Raw genomic sequence first — 17,500 nt, 5'->3', positions numbered from 1 at the left:
ACAGTAAGTCTCATGAACGAAACCCCCGTCGCCCTCGTCACCGGCGCGAGCCGTCCCCATGGACTCGGCTTCGCCGTCGCCCGTGAGCTCGCCACCCGCGGCTACCACGCCGTCCTCGCCGGCCGGGACCTCGACCGGACGCGCGCACTGGCCGAGAAGCTCGTCGCGGAAGGCCTCACCGCGTCCGCGGTGCGCCTCGACGTCACGGACCCGGCGGATGCCTTGGCCTGCGCCGAGGCCGTCCGCTCGATCGCCGGCCGGCTCGACGCGCTGGTCAACAACGCCGCCGCCATGCCCGACTTCACGACGCTGTCCGTGCTCGACGCGGACCTGACCGAGGCCCGCACCGCCTACTCCGTCGACGTCCTCGGCGCCTGGGCCGTCGTCCAGGCCTTCCTGCCGCTGCTGCGCGCCGCCCCGGCCGCCCGGATCGTCAACGTCTCCAGCGCCGCCGTCACGCAGATCGCCGCCGGGACCACCGGCGTCCGGTCGCCCGGCTATTCACTGGCCAAGTACGCGCTCAACGCGCTGACCGGGTCGCTGGCCGCCGAACTGCGCGACACGGGGATCTTGGTCAACGCGGTCGACCCCGGCTCGGTCGCCACCCACCCCGAGCGCGGTGACGACGCCGACGACCGGTCGCCCGCGGAGGCCGCGCTCGGCGTCGTCTGGGCGGCGACCCTCCCCGCCGGCGGCCCGACCGGCGGGTTCTTCCTCGACGGCCGACCCGTCGCGGGCTGACGTTGCCCGCCCGGGACAGCAATCGCCGGATTTTCGGGCAGCCGGCCCCCAGCGCGATCCGTCGCTGCTACTTTTCGGCCAGGCTTCCTTGAAAGTTTGACGAGAGTTTGCCGGGGCGTCGGAAAGGTCGCGAAGTGGGCAACCCGCTGGTCGCGGAGACCAAGGACTCCACCAAGGCGTACTCGGGGATTTCGCTGCTGGAGTCCGCGAACGATCTGAAGTCGGCCATCGAGAGCGGCGACTGGGCGTCGGTCGCGATGGGCGCCGTCGGCACCGCGCTGGACGCCCTCTCCATGGCGATGGATCCCTTCGGCGCGATCCTCGCCGCCGGGGTCGGCTGGCTGATCGAGCACGTCGGCCCGCTCAAGGAAGCCCTCAACGGCCTGACCGGCAACGCCGACGAGATCGCCGCCCAGTCGGAGACGTGGAAGAACGTCGCCACCGAGCTGGGCAGCATCGGCCAGGACCTGACCGGCATGGTCAAGACCGACATCTCGTCCTGGACCGGCACCGCCGCCGACACCTACCGCCAGCGCGCCCAAGACACCGTCACGCTGCTCGAAACCGCGCAAAAGGGCTGCGAAGGCGCCTCCAGCGGTGTGAAGACCGCCGGTGAAGTCGTCGCCGCGGTCCGGGCGCTGGTGCGCGACATCATCGCCGAGCTGATCGGGCACCTGATCAGCTGGGCGCTGCAGGTGATCTTCACCCTCGGCATCGGCATGACCTGGGTCGTCCCGCAGGTCATCGGCGCCGTCGCGAAGACCGCGTCGAAGATCGCCGACCTGGTCAAGCGGCTGGTCACGGCGTTGAAGGCGCTGGTCCCGCTGCTCAAGCGGGCCGGTGACCTCTTCGGTGACGCGGCCAAGGCGTTGAAGAACATCAAGCCGGGCAAGGCCGCGCCGCCCCCGAAGAGCATCGACATCAAGGGCAACCCCAAGGACCTCGGCGGCCCCAAGGGCAAAGGCGATCCCGACGCGCCGCCGCCCAAGACCGACCCGCCACCGAAGAACGGCGACGACAGCACCACCGCGTCGGGCGCCAAAGGCGACCCGCCCCCGAAGTCCGACCCGCCGCCCAAGACCGATCCCCCGCCGAAGAGCGACCCACCCGCCGACGGCCCGCCGAAGGCCGACCCGCCCGGGGGAACGCCGAAGGGCGGCCCCGATGGCGGCGGCAAGCCGAAGGGCGACCCCAAGGGCGACGGGCCGCGCGACCGCGCGGTGCCGGACGACAAGAAGGTCTGCGTCTCCGACCCGGTGGACGTCGCCTCCGGCGAGGTCGTGCTCACCCAGGTCGACCTGACCCTGCCGGGCGACGCGGGCGACCTGGTGCTGTCCCGCACGCATTTGTCGTCCTACCGCGCGGGCCGGTGGTTCGGCCGCTCGTGGGCGTCCACTTTGGACCAGAGGCTGGCGTTCGGCCGCGACGAAGTCCGGTTCTACGCCGAGGACGGCATGGTCCTCGTCTACCCGCTGCCCGCCGGCGACCAGCCGGTGCTGCCGCTCGAAGGGCCGCGCCACCCGCTGCGCCGGACCACCGGGGGCTACCGGTTGTCGGCAGGCCCCCGCGACCTGGTGTTCGCGGACGGGCGCGGCCGGGAGCTGCCGCTGACGCTGATCGAGCAGGGCGGTTCCCGCACCACGATCCAGCACGACGCGAGCGGCGCCCCGCGGCTGCTGCGCCGGGACGACGGCACCGAGATCGGCATCGAATCGGGCGCGGGCCGGATCACCGCGCTCGGCGTGCCCGGCGGCGCGCCGGTCGTCCGGTACGGCTACAACCGGCTCGGCCAGCTGACGCAGGTCGCCGGCTTCACCGGGCGCCCGGTGAACCTCGACTACGACGTCGACGACCGGATCGTCGGCTGGCAGGACCGCGCCGGCACCTGGTACCGCTACGTCTACGACGCCGAGGGCCGCTGCGTCCGCAGCGTCGGCGCCGAGCGCTACCTCAACGGCACTTTCGCCTACGACACCGAGGCTCGCACGACGCGGCACACCGACGCGCTCGGGCACACCTGGACGTACCGGATGAACGAGGCCGGCCAGCTCGTCGAGCGGACCGACCCGCTCGGGCACACGCGCCGGTACTCGTGGACGCGGTACGACGACCTGCTGTCGCAGTCCGACGAGCTGGGGCGGATCACGTTCTACGGCTACGAAAACGGCACCCTGGCGACGGTGACGCGCCCGGACGGTTCCGTGGTGCGGCTGACGCCCACCGCGACCGGCGAGGTGGAGCTGCGATCCGGCGACACCCGCGCCGTGACCGCGGAGTCCGATCCCTACGCCGCTCTCCCCGGCGTCTCCACCCGGCTGCGCGTCGACGGCCCGGCCGACGCCCTCGGCGACGAACCGGTGATCACCGCGGCGGCGCGGCCGGGCGACCGCGACCCGTTCGGCAGGCCCCGGCTGGTGCACACCGCGTCCGGCGGCGCGGCCCGGCTGGGCTGGACCGCCGAAGGACAGCGCTCGTGGCGGATCGGCCCCCACGGCGAGCGGGAAAGCTGGCGCCACGACGGCGAAGGACGCGTCGTCGAGTACCGCGACGCCGCCGGACGGGCGACCCGGCGCACGTACGGCCCGTTCGGCCTGCCGATCGAGGAGTTCGACGCCACCGGCGCGCGCACGGCGTACCGCTACGACGCCGAGCTGCGCCTGGTCGCGGTGACCGACCCGCGCAGCCTGACCTGGAGCTACACCTACGACCCCGCCGGCCGGCTGGTCGAGGAGACCGACTTCGACGGACGCCGGCTCATCTACGACTACGACGAGGCCGGGCAGCTGCGCCGGATGACCAACGGGCTCGGCGAAGTCACCGAGTACTCCTACGATCCGCTCGGCAACGTCGTCGAGCGCCGCACCGCCACCGGGGTCACCGGGTACGCCTACGACGCGCTGGGACAGCTGAAGTACGCGATCGACAACGACTCGGTCCTCGAGATCGTGCGCGACGAGCGGGGACGCGTGCGCGAGGAAACGCTCAACGGGGTCGGCGTGCGCTGGACCTACGACACCGCGGGCGTCCACCGCACCACGGTGTCCGGTTTGGACAGTGAGTGGCGGTACGACGGCGACCTCGCGACGTCGCTTCGCGTCGCGGGCCACGAAATCGCGTTCGAGTACGACGACGCCGGCCGCGAGACGCGTCGCGTGCTCGACGGCACGGAGGTCCTGCGACAGGTCTTCGACGCCGAAGACCGGCTCGCCGAGCAGGTGATCGCCGGCCTGGGCCGGCGCGGCTACACGTACACGCCGGACGGGCGGCTCGCCGCGCTCGACGACGCGCTGCCGATCCGGTTCGGGTTCGACCAGGCCGGCCGGGTCACGGAGGCGCACGCGCCCGAAGGCGTCGAACGCTTCGGCTACGACGCGGCCGGCCGGCTCCTGCCGCCGGCCGGGACGTGGTACGGCCACGACCCGCAGGGCCGGGTGACCAGCCGGGTGCGTGCCACTCCCGCCGGGCCGGAGGAATGGCGTCTCGTCTGGGACGAGCTGGACCGGCTGATCGCCGTCATCGCCCCGGACGAGTCGTTCTGGACCTACCTCTACGACCCGCTCGGCCGGCGGTTCGCCAAGCGGCGCTGGGCACTCGGCGACGACGGCGCGCCGCGCCAGACGGCCGAAACCTGGTTCGTCTGGAGCGGCGCCGAGCTCGTCGAGGAGATCGAGCTGACCGACGACGGAAAGTCGCGCGTGCTCACGTGGGAGCGTCACCCCGACGACGGCAGGCCGGTCGTCCAGGTCGAGCAGCGGGGTTCCGAAGTGCGGTTCCACACGGTGGTCACGTCGCCCGCCGGCACGCCGACCGAGCTTCTCGGCGCGAGCGGAACGGTCGACTGGCAGGCGCGCACGAGCTTCTGGGGCGAACTGCTGCCGTCGACGACGGGCACCGCGCCGATGCCGCTGGCCTTCCCCGGCCAGTACCGCGACGCCGAGACCGGGTTGCACTACAACGTCTACCGCTACTACGACCCGCGGACGGGGCGGTACCTGAGCCAGGACCCGCTCGGCCTGGCCGCGGCGCCCGACCCGGCGGGCTACGTCGAGCAGCCGCACCTGCGGAGCGACCCGCTCGGCCTGGTGCAGAGCCCGTGCGGCAAGACGGGCGGCCCGAAGGCGCCGGACAACCCGGCGGGCGGCGGCGACGCGGCGAAGCTCCCGCCGGGGGCCAAGAAGCCGGACGGCTTCGGCGAGTTCCGCGACCCGGACGGCAAGATCCGGCCCCACAACATGACCGACGAGCAGTACGCCAAGTTCTCGAAGAAGTGGGACGAGATGATGGCGCCGGGCAAGGACAAGTCGTGGTTCTGGTCGGGCGGCCACATCAAGGACTCGGAGTTTTCCAGCACCCCCGTGTGGGGCAAGAACGCCGACCCGTCGAAGCCGAACTCGCACCTCTACGACCCGGCCACCGGCAAGAACATCACGGAGTCGCAGTACCACGGCTCGATCGAGAACCCGGCCATCGACATGGCGAAGAAGAACGGCGGCAACACCCTCGAAGGCATCCTGAAGGACAACGGCGTCGAGATGCCCAAGTTCGCCGACAACCACCCGAACGGCGAGAAGGTCTGGAAGGACGCGTCGAAGGCACTGGCGCACAACGCGGAGGGCGACGTCCACATCGCGTTGCCGAACACGCCGGGCAAGTCGAGCGGCTGGCCCCACCAGGGCGACGAGCTGGGCTCACGGCGTCCCAACAACGTCTTCGACATGGACGAGTTCCCGATCCTGCGGCAGAACCCGAAGGTCGGCAAGGTCATCGCCCACGACACGGACTACCCGGACGCGCCGCCGGTGGTGATCTGGGACCGGGCCACGCGCTGAACTCAACCGATCCGGGGGCCGGGGCGTGAGAGGGGCGTCCGCACTGCCCGCCGGAGAGGAAACCATGGACCAGAACAGTCTTCCGGAAGACCCGATCGGCCCACCGGTGCTCGGCCAGGCCGCACCCCGGGGTGCCGTCCGCGCCCAGGCGCTGACCGGCCACCACGCCCGGAACGACGGCTTCGGCACGCTCAGCACGTTTACCACCATCAGCGCGCGCCTCGAAGACAGCTGACCGCCCGCCGCCGCACCCCGGTCGGGGGAGCACGGAAAGGGACAGAAGGGACGTGCTTTTGTCACTTTGAGATGAGCCAGGAGTGAGCGACCTACCGGATTCGGCGCCGTGGACCTAGCGTGGACCTAGCCGAGACGGCAACCGAGGCTCGCCTGAGGAGAGACGATGCTGGGCACGCTCGACCTCGAGGTGGCGGCGGAGCCGCTCTACACGCTGGTCACCGTGACCGGCGGGCTGCACCTGGGCAGCTACCGGCGCCTGCGCGACGGGTTGCTGGAGATCGCGGCGGACGAGCCGGAAGCCGTGATCGCCGGGGTCGACGGTCTCGATCTCGACGCCGTCGCGCCGGTCGGGGTGTTCGGGCTGGTCGCCCGGCGGCTCGGGACGTGGCCGGGGATCCCGTTCGCGCTGGCCGGCGCCGCGAGCCGGACCGGCGCGCTACGGGAGCACGGGATCCACCGCCAGGTCGCGATCGGCGAAGACGTCGGCAGTGCGGAGCGCGCGCTGTGCAAGCCGTCCCGGCAGCGGACCGAGCTGGTCCTCCCCCGCGGGCTCGAAGCGTCGGCCGTGGCGCGGGCGGCCGTGCGCGAGGCTTGCGCGCGGTGGGAAGTACCCCAGTTCGTCTACGACGGCATCCTCGTCGCCGGCGAGCTCGCGACCAACGCGGTCCAGCACACCACCTCCACCGCCACCCTGCGCCTGGACCTGCGCCGCGGCCGCCTGACGATCGCAGTCCTCGACGACGATCCCCGCCCGGCCGTGCTGCTCCCCCGTCCCTGGCCGGGCGCCGCCGGGCTGGGCCTGCACATCGTGGCGCGGTCGGCGGAGGCCTGGGGCTGCAGCCCCCGGTGGTCCGGTGGCAAGGTCGTCTGGGCGCTGCTCACCAGCGAGCGGCACACCGGCGAGCCCGACTGAGCCGGGTCAGCACGGCGAGCCATACGCCGGCGAGCCAGAACAGTGTGCTCCGGCCGTGCGGGGGCCGGCCTGGGGGTTGACCGGCCGCGCCGCGGGGTAGCCGACTTCGGAACGGCTCCGCGCCGGAGCCGTCAGAAGGCTGAGCGGAGCGTGGTGGCCGTGGCCGATTCCTTCCAGCCGGAACGCCTTCTGGTGGTCCGGACGCACAGTGCGCCCGGGGTCGTCGTCCTCGCTCTCTCCGGTGAGCTCGACGCGGGCACGACCCCCAAGCTCGCGCAGGCGACCGCGCGGGTCCTGGCCGCCGAACCCCGGCCGGAGGTCCTGATCCTGGACCTCTCCGAGCTGAGGTTCCTCTCCGTCGCCGGGGTCCGGCAGGTGCGCGCCGCCCACGACAGCACCGGCGCCGACCGGCTGCGCGTGGTGACCGGCGAACGTCCCGTCGTACGGGACTTCCTGCGCGCGACCGGGTTCGACGCGGTGCTGGACTGCTACCGCACCCGGGTCGGGGCGATCGCCGCGGGCAGCCGCGCCGACTTCGTGAACCGCGCGGAAGCCGTCTGGAACGCCGGCTGACGCGCACTGAATGGCGAAAAGTGCCACCCGGGCCGGTCAGGGAGACGCGGGTATCCCCGGCGCGGCGCCGTCGTCTGATCCGCTGGAACCGGGCCGGGCACATGAGCGACTATCTACTCGTGGACTGCGCACTTTTCCGGGAATCGCTTTCGGCCGCGATGGACGGCGAGACCGGCCCGTTGCCCGAAGCCGAAGTGGAACGCCACCTGCGGGGCTGTGGGGCGTGCCAGGCCTGGCAGGACCAGGCCCGGCGACTGCGGCGCTCGATGCTGCGCCAGGCACCCGCGGTGCCCGACCTCACGGCCGCGATCCTCGAGCGGGCGCCACTGCCGTCCCGGGAGAAGTGGGCGGCGCGGGTCGCGCTGGGGCTCGTCGGGCTCGTCCAGTCCGGGCTCGGGTTCGCCGAGTTCCTGGTGCCGGGAGACACGCACGCCGGCGCGATCCACCTGAGCAACGAGAGCGCGGCGTGGAACCTCGCGCTGGGCATCGGGCTGCTGTGGGCGGCGTTGCGGCCCCGGACCGCCGGGGCGCAGCTGCCGCTGGTGGCCGGCTTCGCGCTGGTACTGGGGGTGGCGTCGGTGATCGACGTGTCCGACGGCCAGGTCGGCGCCGGGCGCCTGCTGACCCACAGCCTGCTGGTCGTGGGACTGGTGCTGATGTTCGTGGTCCACCGCGAGCAGCGGCGCCGGCCCGCGCCCGCACCGTTGAACGCCGACGCGCTCGGAACGGACGACGAGGTGCGGCTTCCGGAGCACGACGCCCCGGCGCCGCTCGCGCCGGTGCGCGGCCGGTTCCCGCGCAGGCCGGCCAGCCGGCACCGCGCGGCTTGACGGGCGGCCGCCTCGCTCACACCATCGCCCGGGCATGACGAACACCATCCGCGCCATCGCGGCCGTCATCACCGCGTGGTAGGCCGGGTGCCACCGGCCGTCGTGCGCGCCGCCACGGGCGGTCGCCACCGCGAACCACGCCGCGGCGCACCCGAACAGCAGCAGCTGCGGCAGCCGGGCGAAGCTCATCGTGGCCGGCCACACCATCGCGACCATGCCCCGGCGAGTCAAGCCGTTCCAGCCGGCGGGCGCGCTTCGCTTCTTCGCGCGCGGCACCGACAATCGCGCCATGACGATCCAGCCGGAACGCCCCGGGGTGCTCGACGTGACCATCCGGATCGACCTCACGGGCCCGGCCCGCGACGCCGCCCTCGTCGCCACCCGGCTGGCGGCCGCGCTCGACGGACTGGCGAGCGTCGACGTCACCCCGGCCCGGCGCCCCGCGGCGTCACACCTGCGGCTCGTGCCGGACCCCGTCCTGCACATCGAAACCGGCTCCCGGCGGGCGATCCTGCTGGGTAGGCACCTCGAGCTGACGCGGCTGGAGTTCGACCTGCTGCGGTTCCTCCGCGCGCACCCCGACCGCGTCTTCACCCGCACCGCGCTGAAGACCGCGCTGTGGCCGCGGCAGGACGGCAACGACCGGACCGTCGACGTCCACGTGCGCAAGCTCCGGGCCAAGCTGGCGCCGCACCTGGACCCGATCACGACCGTCCGCGGGATCGGCTACCGCTTCGAAGGCACGGCGCCGGTCGCGCTGACCTGAACCACGTCAGTCCTTTGTGGACTTCTCAGCCGACGATCCGCCGGAACTCTTCCCGTTCCCGCGGCGACAACGGCACGCTCGGAACGTCGGTCACCGGGCGCGGGACCGGCACGGACACGCCAGGTCCGAACGGCGGCGCCGGCACCCACCCGAATCCGGTGAAAGCCCGGGCGAGAGCGTGGACCATCCACTTCATCGTGCACCCCTTCCGCCGTCAGGACATTCTCGGTGCCGCGGGACCACGGCCCGCCGCGAAAGCTACTTCTCGTGCAGCTCGATCGCGTTCCCCGCGGGGTCGGCGAGGAACGACTGGCGCGCGGTGCCGACGGGCTTCGGATCGCTCACCTCGAAGCCGTCGGCGCGCAGCCGGCGGACCTCCGCGTCGAGGTCGGCCACCAGCACCGCGAAGTGCTGCCCCCGCGCCGGTCCCGGCGCTCCTTCGATGAGGTGGAGCTGCTGGTCGCCGACGTCCAGCCAGGCGCCGGGCCCGAGGGTGCCGGGGCGGTCGGCCGAGAGCCGGAAGCCCAGCACGCGCGTGTAGAAGCCGACGGCCCGCTCGAGGTCGTCGACGACGACCGCCACGTGGTGGATCGCTGGCATAGCTGGGTTTCCGTTCTGCCCGGCCGGTCCCCTCCGCCCTCAGCATATATCGCTTGCGACGCCTCCCGGGGTCCCGCAGACTGGCGGCCGCCGCCCGCCTGACGACGGGGACGCACGGCGACAGTCGGGCGAATGGGTGGTTGATGTTCGATGTGATCATTGCCGGGTGCGGGCCGACCGGCGCGATGCTGGCCGCCGAGCTGCGGCTGCACGACGTCCGGGTGCTCGTCCTGGAGCAGGAGACCGAGCCCGCGTCGTTCGTCCGCATTGTCAGCCTGCACGTCCGCAGCCTCGAGCTCATGGCGATGCGCGGACTGCTCGACCGCTTGCTCGAACGCGGGAGGCAGCGCCCGGTCGGCGGAATCTTCGCCGCCATCCCCTCCCCCGCGCCGGCGGACCTGGATTCCGCGTACGCCTACCTGCTGGGCATCCCGCAGCCGGTCGTCGATCGGCTGCTCGCGGACCACGCCGCCGGGCTGGGCGCGAAAATCCGGCGCGGGCGCGCGGTGGCCGGGTTCGAGCAGGACGACGAGGGGGTGACCGTCGAGCTGGCCGACGGCGAGCGGCTGCGATCGCGGTACCTCGTCGGCTGCGACGGCGCGCGCAGCACGGTGCGCAAGCTGCTCGGCGTCGGCTTCCCCGGCGAGCCTTCGCGGAACGACACGCTGATGGGTGAGCTGGAACTGACGGCGCCGCCGGAGGAGATCGCCGCCAAGGTGGCCGAAATCCGCGAGACCGCCCGGGCGTTCAGCCTCGTGCCCTTCGGCGAAGGGGTCTATCGCGCCGTGGTCCCGGTCGCGGGAGCGGCCGAAGACCGCGCGGAACCGCCCACCCTCGAAGACTTCAAAGTGCAGCTGCGTGCCCTCACCGGCACGGACTTCGGCGCGCATTCCCCGCGCTGGCTGTCCCGCTTCGGCGACGCGACCCGGCTGGCCGAGCGGTTCCGGGTCGGGCGGGTCCTGCTGGCCGGCGACGCGGCGCACATCCACCCGCCCGCCGGCGGCCAGGGCCTGAACCTGGGTGTGCAGGACGCGGTCAACCTCGGCTGGAAGCTGGCCGGCCGGGTCCGCGGCTGGGCGCCGGAACCCTTGCTGGACACCTACCACGCCGAACGCCACCCGGTCGCCGAGGACGTCCTGGTCAACACCCGCGCCCAGGTCGAGCTGAGCTCCGCCGAACCGGGACCGCGGGCCGTGCGCCGGCTGTTCACCGAGCTGATGGGCTTCGACGAGGTGAACCGGTACCTGATCGAGAAGATCACCGCGCTCGGCGTCCGCTACGACTTCGGCACCGGCCCCGACCTGCTCGGCCGCCGGGTGCGCGACATCGAGCTGGGCCAGGGCCGCCTCTACGAGCGGCTGCGCCGGGGCCGCGGCCTGCTGCTCGACCGCACCGGAGGACTGACCGTCGAGGGTTGGCCGGACCGGGTCGACCTGATCGCGGATCCCGCCGCCGCGTTGGAGGTCCCGGCGATCCTGGTCCGCCCCGACGGCTACATCGCCTGGGCCGGCGAGCACCAGCGGGACTTGGACGACCACCTGGCCCGCTGGTTCGGCGAGCCTATCCGCTGAGGCCGCCCCGAGCTGGGGCTCGCCGCCGGAGACCCAACCGACCAGGTCGACGGGCGCCGCGTCCGCGCGGCTACTGGTCGCGGAGGCCGTCCGAGCCAGGCGCGCCGCCGCGAACCCCAGCCGACCCAGTCGACACGCGCAGCCTCGACGCGGGCATCGCGCGGCACCCGCCCCGAGCCGGACTCACCACCACCGCAAGCCCCGGCCGTCCAGGCCGATGCGCCGCGCGGGTTTCGCGCGGCGACTGGCCGCCGGGGCAGCCCGAGCCAGGCGCGCCGCGTCGATCTCGTCCCGGGCGACCTCACTCCGATGCGGACCGAGGCAGCCGGATCCTGATCGGACCCCGCCACTCACCGTCCGGGTCGAGGGTGTGACCTCGCTGGGTCAGCTCCACCCGGCCGGTCCGGGCGAGCGAGCGCGCCAGTTCCCGGGCCTGCGGCAGCAACGGCCGCCACTCTGCGGACACCGCCCTCGCCGCGTCCGACGGGCACGTGCTGCTGTTCACACCTCGCCCGGTGGCCAACGCGAGGATGGCCGCGCGCAGCCGGTCCTCGGCGGTGCCGGCCGTCAGCGCGACGCGGCCCTGGTCCGCGCCCGGGCCGCCGCCGTCGCGGATGCGCTCCAGTTCGCGCCGCGGCGCGGACCGATCGGTCATGCCGTCAGGGTCGCACGGCTCGGCCGTCAGTGCGTTTCGGTGGAGTAGCCGCCGTCGATCGCGAAGGCGGCGCCGGTGATGTTGCCGGCCACCCGGTCGCTGGCCAGGAAGGCCGCGAGGTTCGCGACCTCGGCGGGCTGGGTGAAGCGGCCGGTCACCGCGTGGGCGGCGGCTTCCTCGGCGACCGACTCGGGGTTCGCGCCGGTGGTGGCGGCGATGGTTTCGGCGACGCCGCCGCTGCCGAGCCACAACCGCGTCGCGACCGGGCCCGGGTTGATCGCGTTGGCGCGGATGCCGTGCGGGCCGAACTCCTTCGACACCGACTTGGTGAAGTTGATCAAAGCGGCCTTCGCCGCGCTGTAGTCGATGACGCCCGGGTCGGGCAGGCTCGCGTTGATCGACGCGATCGTGACGATGCTCCCGCGACCGGCGGTCACCATCGCCGGCAGCACGGCTCGCGTGGCGCGGATCGCGCTGAGGAGGTTCAAGGTCAGCGAACGGCTCCACTCGTCGTCGGTGACCAGCAGGAAGCCGTTCGGCCTCGGCGTGACGGCACCGACGTTGTTGACCAGGACGTCGATCCGCCCGAACTCGGTCAGCGCCAGCTCCGCGAGCCGGCCCGGCCCCTCGGCGGTGCCGAGGTCCACGGCCAGGGTGTGCGCCTTCCCCGCCTGGGCGAGGGCGTCCAGGTCCGGCCCGGGCTCGCGGGCGCCGGCCACGACGTGGGCCCCCTCGGCGGCGAGGGTCTGGGCGACGGCCAGGCCGATCCCCCGGCTGGCGCCGGTGACGACGGCGACCGCGCCGCCCAATCCGAGGTCCACGCGCCTAGATCCCGTGCTCGCGCAGCCAGCCGAGCACGGAGTCGGCGACCTCGCGCCAGCCGCTGTCGACGGTGAGCGAGTGGCCCCGGCCCTCGAACTGCTTCAGCTCGGTGACGGCGGTGGAGTCCCGGTACTGCTTGAGCGTCGAACGGGTGACGACGTCCGGGACGGTGTGGTCCGCGGTGCCGGAGATCAGCAGGAGCGGGCCGCGGTCCTCGCGGTGCGTGTCGACCTTGGCCTGGGAGTGCATCACGAAGTTGGCGGCCGCGGCCTGGAACAGCGGCCGGGCCGGCGACGGGATGGTCCAGCGCCGGTAGAGCTCCGAGGACTCCTCGTCGGTCAGCGCGTTCCCGAAGCCGAACCGGAACTCCTTCTCGGTCAGCGAAACGGCCCGGTGCAGGTTGGCGGGGTTGCCCAGCGCCGGCAGGCCGGCCCGCAGCTGCGCCAGCGGCAGGGGCAGGACGCCCTTGATCTGCGCGGGGTCGATGGCAACACCGGCGAGGCCGATGCCCTGGCCCAGCAGCTTCTCGGTGATCAAGCCGCCGAAGGAGTGGCCGATGATCACCGGGGGCCGTTCGAGGCCCTCGATGATCGACGCGTAGTGGCCGGTGGCGTCGTCGATCGAGATGTCGGCGACGGCGTCCGGGTTCGCCCGGGCCTGTTCGACGGTTTCGGGCTCGTGCGGCCAGCCCGGGGCGATCGGCGCGTACCCCGCCGCCCGGAAGTGGTCGATCCAGGGGGTCCACGAGGTGGCGTGCAGCCACAGCCCGTGGATGAACACGACAGGGGTGCCCGGGTCGGCCATCGGATCCTCCAGTTGGTGCGAGCTTTCCCCGAAGCCAACACGACCCGCGGCCCCGCCGTCCAAGACCTGTTGTGTACGAATCGATAGCCGCGGTGGCATCGTTGGCGCACTGCCTCACTCCCCTTCGCGCCGGAAGGCCCGCATGGACCTCGACCTCAGGCTGGTGCGGTACTTCGTCACCGTCGCCGACGAACTGCACTTCGGGCGGGCCGCCACCGAGCTCTTCATCAGCCAGCCGACGCTGTCCAAGCAGATCCGCAGGCTCGAAGCCGAAGTCGGCGCGCCCCTGCTGGCGCGCGACAGCCGCCACGTCGCGCTGACCCCGCGCGGCGAGCGGTTCCTGCAGCTCGCCCGGCAGCTGCTGGCCACCGCCGACCAGATGCTGCGCGAACCCACGCCGGGCCACCTGCGGATCGCCCACATCTTCGAGCTGGACACCAGCCGGGTCGTCGCCGACGCCTTCCTCACCGCCCACCCCGGGGTGCGGCTCGTCCAGAGCCAGATGGACAGCGCCCGCCAGCTCACCGCGCTGCTCGAGGACCACCTCGACATCGCGGTCCTGCGCGTCACCTCCGGTCTCAAGGCCGAATACCCCGCCGGGTGGCGGCACGCCCTGCTCCGGCTCGAGCCGTTCTGGCTGGTCGGCAGGCCGGGCGACCCGAGCCGACCGGCGGCGTCGGTGCACGAGCGGCCCCTCGAGGTCTTCGCGGACGCTCCCGGCACGGCGTTGTACAACGTGCACGGCCGGTACCTGAGCTCGTGGGAACAGCACACCGGCGTCGCCCTGCACTGGCTGGGCAACCCGGGCACGTTCGACAGCTGCCACGCCGCCATCAGCCGGGCGCGCGACAGCGCGTACGTCCTCGAATTCGACAGCTACGCCCGCCGTTACGCCGACCGCGGCGTGCCGGTCCACCGGCCCCGCGAGCTGCAGCCGGTCTACCCGTGGTCGCTGGCGTGGCGGGAGGGCGACCAACCGGAGTCGGTCCGGGCGTACCTGCGGATCGCACGGGAAACCGCCGAGCAGCGCGGCTGGCTCCACCCCGAACGCGCGGACGCCGCACCGCTGTGGGTCCCGCCCGAGGATCTCACGACCGCCTAGGTATCGCGCGTCCTGCCGCCGCGGAAGAACAAGACTGTTCTTCGGCGATTTCCCCGGGCACCCTCGACGGCACCGATCGCCGAGCTTGGGGAGAACGGCTGTGACCGGCGGAGACCGTGAGCTCGAAACCGAACGCGAATACGTACGAAGCCTCTACGCCCGCGTGGACGCCCTGCGCGAGACCGCGGCCGCGCGCTCGGCGGCCCGGCAGGCCGACGGAGACCGGGAAGCCGAGGCCGTCTGGCGGGCGGAAGCGGCCCGGCTGGACTCGGTGGAGCAGGGGCTGTGCTTCGGCCGGCTGGACCTCGACGACGGCCGGCGCGTGTACGTCGGCAGGCTCGGGCTGTTCCGCGAAGACGACGACGAGCCGTTGCTGGTGGACTGGCGCGTCCCGGCGGCCCGGCCGTTCTACACGGCGACCGCGGCCGCGCCCCACGGGGTGCGGCGACGGCGGCGCATCACCACCCGCGGCCGCACGGTCGTCGCGCTGGACGACGAACTGCTGGCCGCGGGCGAGGCCGGCGATGAGGCCCTGGTCGGGGACGCCGCGCTGCTGGCGGCGGTGACCGCGGAGCGCACCGGCCGGATGCACGACGTCGTCACCACCCTGCGCGCCGAACAGGACCGGATCATCCGGCACGAGGCGAGCGGCGTGCTGGTCGTCGAGGGCGGTCCCGGCACGGGCAAGACCGCCGTCGCCCTGCACCGGGTCGCCTACCTGCTCTACACCCGTCCGCACCTGCGCACCCGGGGTGTCCTGGTCGTGGGACCCAGCCAGGTTTTCCTCGACTACATCGGCCAGGTCCTGCCCGGCCTCGGCGAGCACAGCGTCGTCACGGCCACCCTCGCCGATCTCCGGCCGGGCGTCGAAGTCTCCCGGGTGGACCCGCCCGGGACCGCGGCGGACAAGGGCCGGGCGGTCATGGCCGGCCGGCTGGCCGAAGCGGTGCGGGCGCGGGTGCGGACCCCGGACGACCCCGTCGGCATCGAGTTCGACCAGCAGACGCTCCGACTCGACCCGGCCACCTGCGCCCGCGCCGCGGCCGAGGCCCGGCGGACCCGGCTCCCGCACAACCAGGCCCGGCTCGTCTTCCAGCGCCAGGTCGTCGACGTACTCGTGCGCGAGCTGGTCGAGGACCTGGAGGCGGTCGTGCTCACCGAGACCGGCGAGGCGATCGACGGCGGCAGCCCGGACGGCCGGCTCGGCGAGGCCGACCTGCGCGCGCTGGCCGCGGCGGGGGTCGTGCTCGGCGACGACAGCGACGACGGGCCCCGGTCCATGCTGGACGAGACGGCCCGGGCCGGGCTGAAGCAGTCGCTGCTCGCCGACCCGGCCGTCCAGGCGGCCCTCGACGCGCTGTGGCCGCCGCTGACGCCGGAGCAGGTGGTGGCGGACCTCCTCGGCGAGCCGGCCGGCGGCTGGAGCGCCGCCGACGTCCCGCTGCTGGACGAAGCCGCCGCCCTGCTCGGCCACGGCCCCGCCCCCGCGGTCTTCGGGCACGTGGTCGTCGACGAGGCCCAGGAACTGTCCGAAATGGACTGGCGGATGCTGGTGCGCCGGTGCCCGACCCGGTCGATGACCGTCGTCGGGGACCTCGCTCAGACCGGGAACCCGGCCGGCGCCACCTCGTGGGACGACGTGCTGCGGCCGCACGTGCGAGACCGCTGGCACCACGAGCGGCTCAGCGTCAACTACCGCACGCCCGCCGAGATCATGGCCGCCACCGCCGACCTGCACCCCGGCACGACCCCACCCCGGTCGGTCCGGTCGACCGGCGAGCCGCCCTGGCGCGTCGGCACCACGCGCGCCCGCCTGCCCGGGGTCGTCGCCGACCTGGCCGCGGCGCACACCACCGGCCGGCTGGCGATCATCACCCCGGGGCCCCTGAGCGAGGCCCTTTCACCGACGCCGCACCCGGACCTGACCGCCCGGGTCGTCGTCCTCACCCCCGAGCAGGCGAAGGGCCTGGAGTTCGACGCGGTCCTCATCGCGGACCCGGCCGCGATCCTCGCGGCACCACTCGGCCACCACGACCTCTACGTCGCGATGACCAGGGCCACCCGCCACCTCGGGATCGTGCACCCCGGCCCGGCCCCGGCCGAGCTGCTCAGAGTTCCCACGCGAGCTCGTACAGCGCCCGCACGGGATCGGTGAACGCGGCCCCGCTCAGGTCCGTCGTCACGCCGTCCTCGGTCATCGTGCCCCGGCTCGTGACGCTGAAGATCGTCCCGCGGCCGGTGGCGGGATCGAAGCCGCGCAGCCACGGGCCGCCGCTGGAGCCGCCGGCGAGGTCGCAGTCCGTGTTCCACGTCGTGGTGACCGAGTTGGCCTCGAGGGTGGCGGGCCGGACGCAGGAGAACAACGCCTCACCGCCCGCCGCTTGGGAGACCGGGTAGCCGAGCACGGCGGTGTCCACAGGGGACGGTGGCCGGTCGAACGAGACGTCCTGGGTGCCCGCGACGTCGGCGACATGCCGGCCGTCGACCGGGTCGAGGGCGATCACCGCGTCGTCGTCCGTGCCGCTCGTGGGGCCGGAATAGGTGCTCGGCCAGGCGAAGGCCCGGACCGGGAACACCCCGTGCGGCGCCTTCCCGTGGTCGTAGCCCGGCACGAACACGACGTTGACGATCCGGATCGGGTTGTCGAAGCGGTCCAGCCCGCCGTTGACGCAGTGCCCGGCGGTGAGCGCGACGTCGTGAGTGGCGCTGGGGACCACGGTCGCGGTGCAGGACTCGTCGACGCCGGGTTCGGCGGTGAAGAACAGCCGGCCGACGCCCGCCGGTACCGGCCCGGGCCATTCCTGCCCGATCTTCTCGGCCGGGGGCAGGGAGTCGTCGCCCACCCACTGGCGCATCCGCTCCGGCGTCCAGTGGGCCAGCGCGGCGGCGCGGCCGGCCGCGCTCACCCGGGTCACCACCCGGTCGTCGGCCGCGCTCGCCGGAGCGGACACGAGCACCAGCGCGGAGGCGGCCACGGCGAACGAGGCGAAGATCCGGGCCGGGGTGTGCCGTTTCGCGGTGATCATGACCAGGGGACGTCCGGGCCGCCGGTGAGGT

16 protein-coding genes and 1 pseudogene are annotated in these 17,500 nt (G+C 73.4%); 10 read left to right on the top strand and 7 right to left on the bottom strand.

The genetic code is table 11. The features are described 5' to 3' along the window. Positions 1 to 12: 12 nt before the first annotated feature. From AA23TX_RS14775 to AA23TX_RS14750, 6 genes are all read left to right on the top strand, one after another. Positions 13 to 741, top strand: coding sequence for an SDR family NAD(P)-dependent oxidoreductase (locus AA23TX_RS14775; RefSeq protein ID WP_155543094.1), 729 nt, complete (start codon positions 13 to 15; stop codon positions 739 to 741). 134 nt (positions 742 to 875) lie between these two features. Next, complete coding sequence (locus AA23TX_RS14770; RefSeq protein ID WP_155543093.1) at positions 876 to 5,570, top strand: DUF6531 domain-containing protein; 4,695 nt, start codon at positions 876 to 878, stop codon at positions 5,568 to 5,570. 64 nt (positions 5,571 to 5,634) lie between these two features. Then, entirely contained in the window at positions 5,635 to 5,805 is a 171-nt protein-coding gene (locus tag AA23TX_RS14765; RefSeq protein WP_155543092.1) for a hypothetical protein, read from the top strand. Positions 5,806 to 5,970: 165 nt separating this feature from the next. Next, entirely contained in the window at positions 5,971 to 6,720 is a 750-nt protein-coding gene (locus tag AA23TX_RS14760) for an ATP-binding protein (RefSeq protein ID WP_155543091.1), read from the top strand. A gap of 159 nt (positions 6,721 to 6,879) precedes the next feature. Further along, positions 6,880 to 7,293, top strand: a complete 414-nt coding sequence (locus tag AA23TX_RS14755) for an STAS domain-containing protein (protein WP_230862494.1) — start codon at positions 6,880 to 6,882, stop codon at positions 7,291 to 7,293. A 119-nt stretch (positions 7,294 to 7,412) separates the two neighbouring features. Next, on the top strand, positions 7,413 to 8,123 hold the full coding sequence (locus AA23TX_RS14750; protein WP_230862493.1) for a zf-HC2 domain-containing protein: 711 nt from the start codon (positions 7,413 to 7,415) through the stop codon (positions 8,121 to 8,123). Positions 8,124 to 8,177: 54 nt separating this feature from the next. Here AA23TX_RS14750 and AA23TX_RS50135 read toward each other — a convergent pair. Next, positions 8,178 to 8,312, bottom strand: a pseudogene (locus AA23TX_RS50135) (DUF5134 domain-containing protein); the annotation flags it as partial. A 25-nt stretch (positions 8,313 to 8,337) separates the two neighbouring features. On the opposite strand from AA23TX_RS50135, the gene AA23TX_RS14740 reads away from it, so the two are divergent. Beyond that, a complete protein-coding gene (locus AA23TX_RS14740; protein WP_230862492.1) occupies positions 8,338 to 8,889 on the top strand; it encodes a winged helix-turn-helix domain-containing protein in 552 nt (183 codons plus the stop codon). A 25-nt stretch (positions 8,890 to 8,914) separates the two neighbouring features. Here the strand turns inward: AA23TX_RS14740 and AA23TX_RS14735 are convergent, their stop codons facing one another. Together AA23TX_RS14735 and AA23TX_RS14730 are read right to left on the bottom strand one after the other, a co-directional pair. Beyond that, positions 8,915 to 9,085, bottom strand: a complete 171-nt coding sequence (locus tag AA23TX_RS14735; RefSeq protein WP_155543088.1) for a hypothetical protein — start codon at positions 9,083 to 9,085, stop codon at positions 8,915 to 8,917. Between the two features lie 62 nt (positions 9,086 to 9,147). Then, entirely contained in the window at positions 9,148 to 9,489 is a 342-nt protein-coding gene (locus AA23TX_RS14730; RefSeq protein ID WP_155543087.1) for a VOC family protein, read from the bottom strand. A gap of 143 nt (positions 9,490 to 9,632) precedes the next feature. On the opposite strand from AA23TX_RS14730, the gene rox reads away from it, so the two are divergent. Beyond that, positions 9,633 to 11,060 carry a rifampin monooxygenase gene (gene rox, locus AA23TX_RS14725; RefSeq protein WP_155543086.1) on the top strand — a complete coding sequence of 476 codons (1,428 nt, stop codon included), beginning with the start codon at positions 9,633 to 9,635 and terminating at the stop codon, positions 11,058 to 11,060. A gap of 301 nt (positions 11,061 to 11,361) precedes the next feature. On the opposite strand, the gene AA23TX_RS14720 is transcribed toward rox, so the two are convergent. From AA23TX_RS14720 to AA23TX_RS14710, 3 genes are read right to left on the bottom strand one after another with little or no spacing between them, the layout of a single operon-like run. Then, positions 11,362 to 11,715, bottom strand: coding sequence for a DUF3253 domain-containing protein (locus tag AA23TX_RS14720; RefSeq protein ID WP_155543085.1), 354 nt, complete (start codon positions 11,713 to 11,715; stop codon positions 11,362 to 11,364). 26 nt (positions 11,716 to 11,741) lie between these two features. Further along, the gene (locus tag AA23TX_RS14715) at positions 11,742 to 12,536 is read right to left on the bottom strand and encodes an SDR family NAD(P)-dependent oxidoreductase (RefSeq protein ID WP_155543084.1); all 795 of its coding nucleotides are present in this window, start codon (positions 12,534 to 12,536) and stop codon (positions 11,742 to 11,744) included. A gap of 4 nt (positions 12,537 to 12,540) precedes the next feature. Next, a complete protein-coding gene (locus AA23TX_RS14710) occupies positions 12,541 to 13,341 on the bottom strand; it encodes an alpha/beta hydrolase (RefSeq protein WP_155543083.1) in 801 nt (266 codons plus the stop codon). Positions 13,342 to 13,483: 142 nt separating this feature from the next. Here AA23TX_RS14710 and AA23TX_RS14705 point away from each other — a divergent pair, with 142 nt between their 5' ends. Both AA23TX_RS14705 and AA23TX_RS14700 read left to right on the top strand, forming a co-directional pair. Beyond that, positions 13,484 to 14,443: a LysR family transcriptional regulator gene (locus AA23TX_RS14705; protein ID WP_155543082.1), complete on the top strand. Its 960-nt coding sequence runs from the start codon at positions 13,484 to 13,486 to the stop codon at positions 14,441 to 14,443. Between the two features lie 100 nt (positions 14,444 to 14,543). Then, complete coding sequence (locus AA23TX_RS14700) at positions 14,544 to 16,598, top strand: HelD family protein (protein WP_230862491.1); 2,055 nt, start codon at positions 14,544 to 14,546, stop codon at positions 16,596 to 16,598. On the opposite strand, the gene AA23TX_RS14695 is transcribed toward AA23TX_RS14700, so the two are convergent. Beyond that, positions 16,552 to 17,469, bottom strand: a complete 918-nt coding sequence (locus tag AA23TX_RS14695; protein ID WP_230862490.1) for a trypsin-like serine peptidase — start codon at positions 17,467 to 17,469, stop codon at positions 16,552 to 16,554. The genes AA23TX_RS14700 and AA23TX_RS14695 overlap by 47 nt on opposite strands. Between the last annotated feature and the right edge of the window lie 31 nt (positions 17,470 to 17,500).

The sequence above is a fragment of the Amycolatopsis camponoti genome (assembly GCF_902497555.1).
Classification (GTDB): Bacteria; Actinomycetota; Actinomycetes; order Mycobacteriales; family Pseudonocardiaceae; genus Amycolatopsis; species Amycolatopsis camponoti.
Note: the sequence above shows the minus strand (reverse complement) of the source record. Positions and strands in the feature narration are given on the sequence as shown.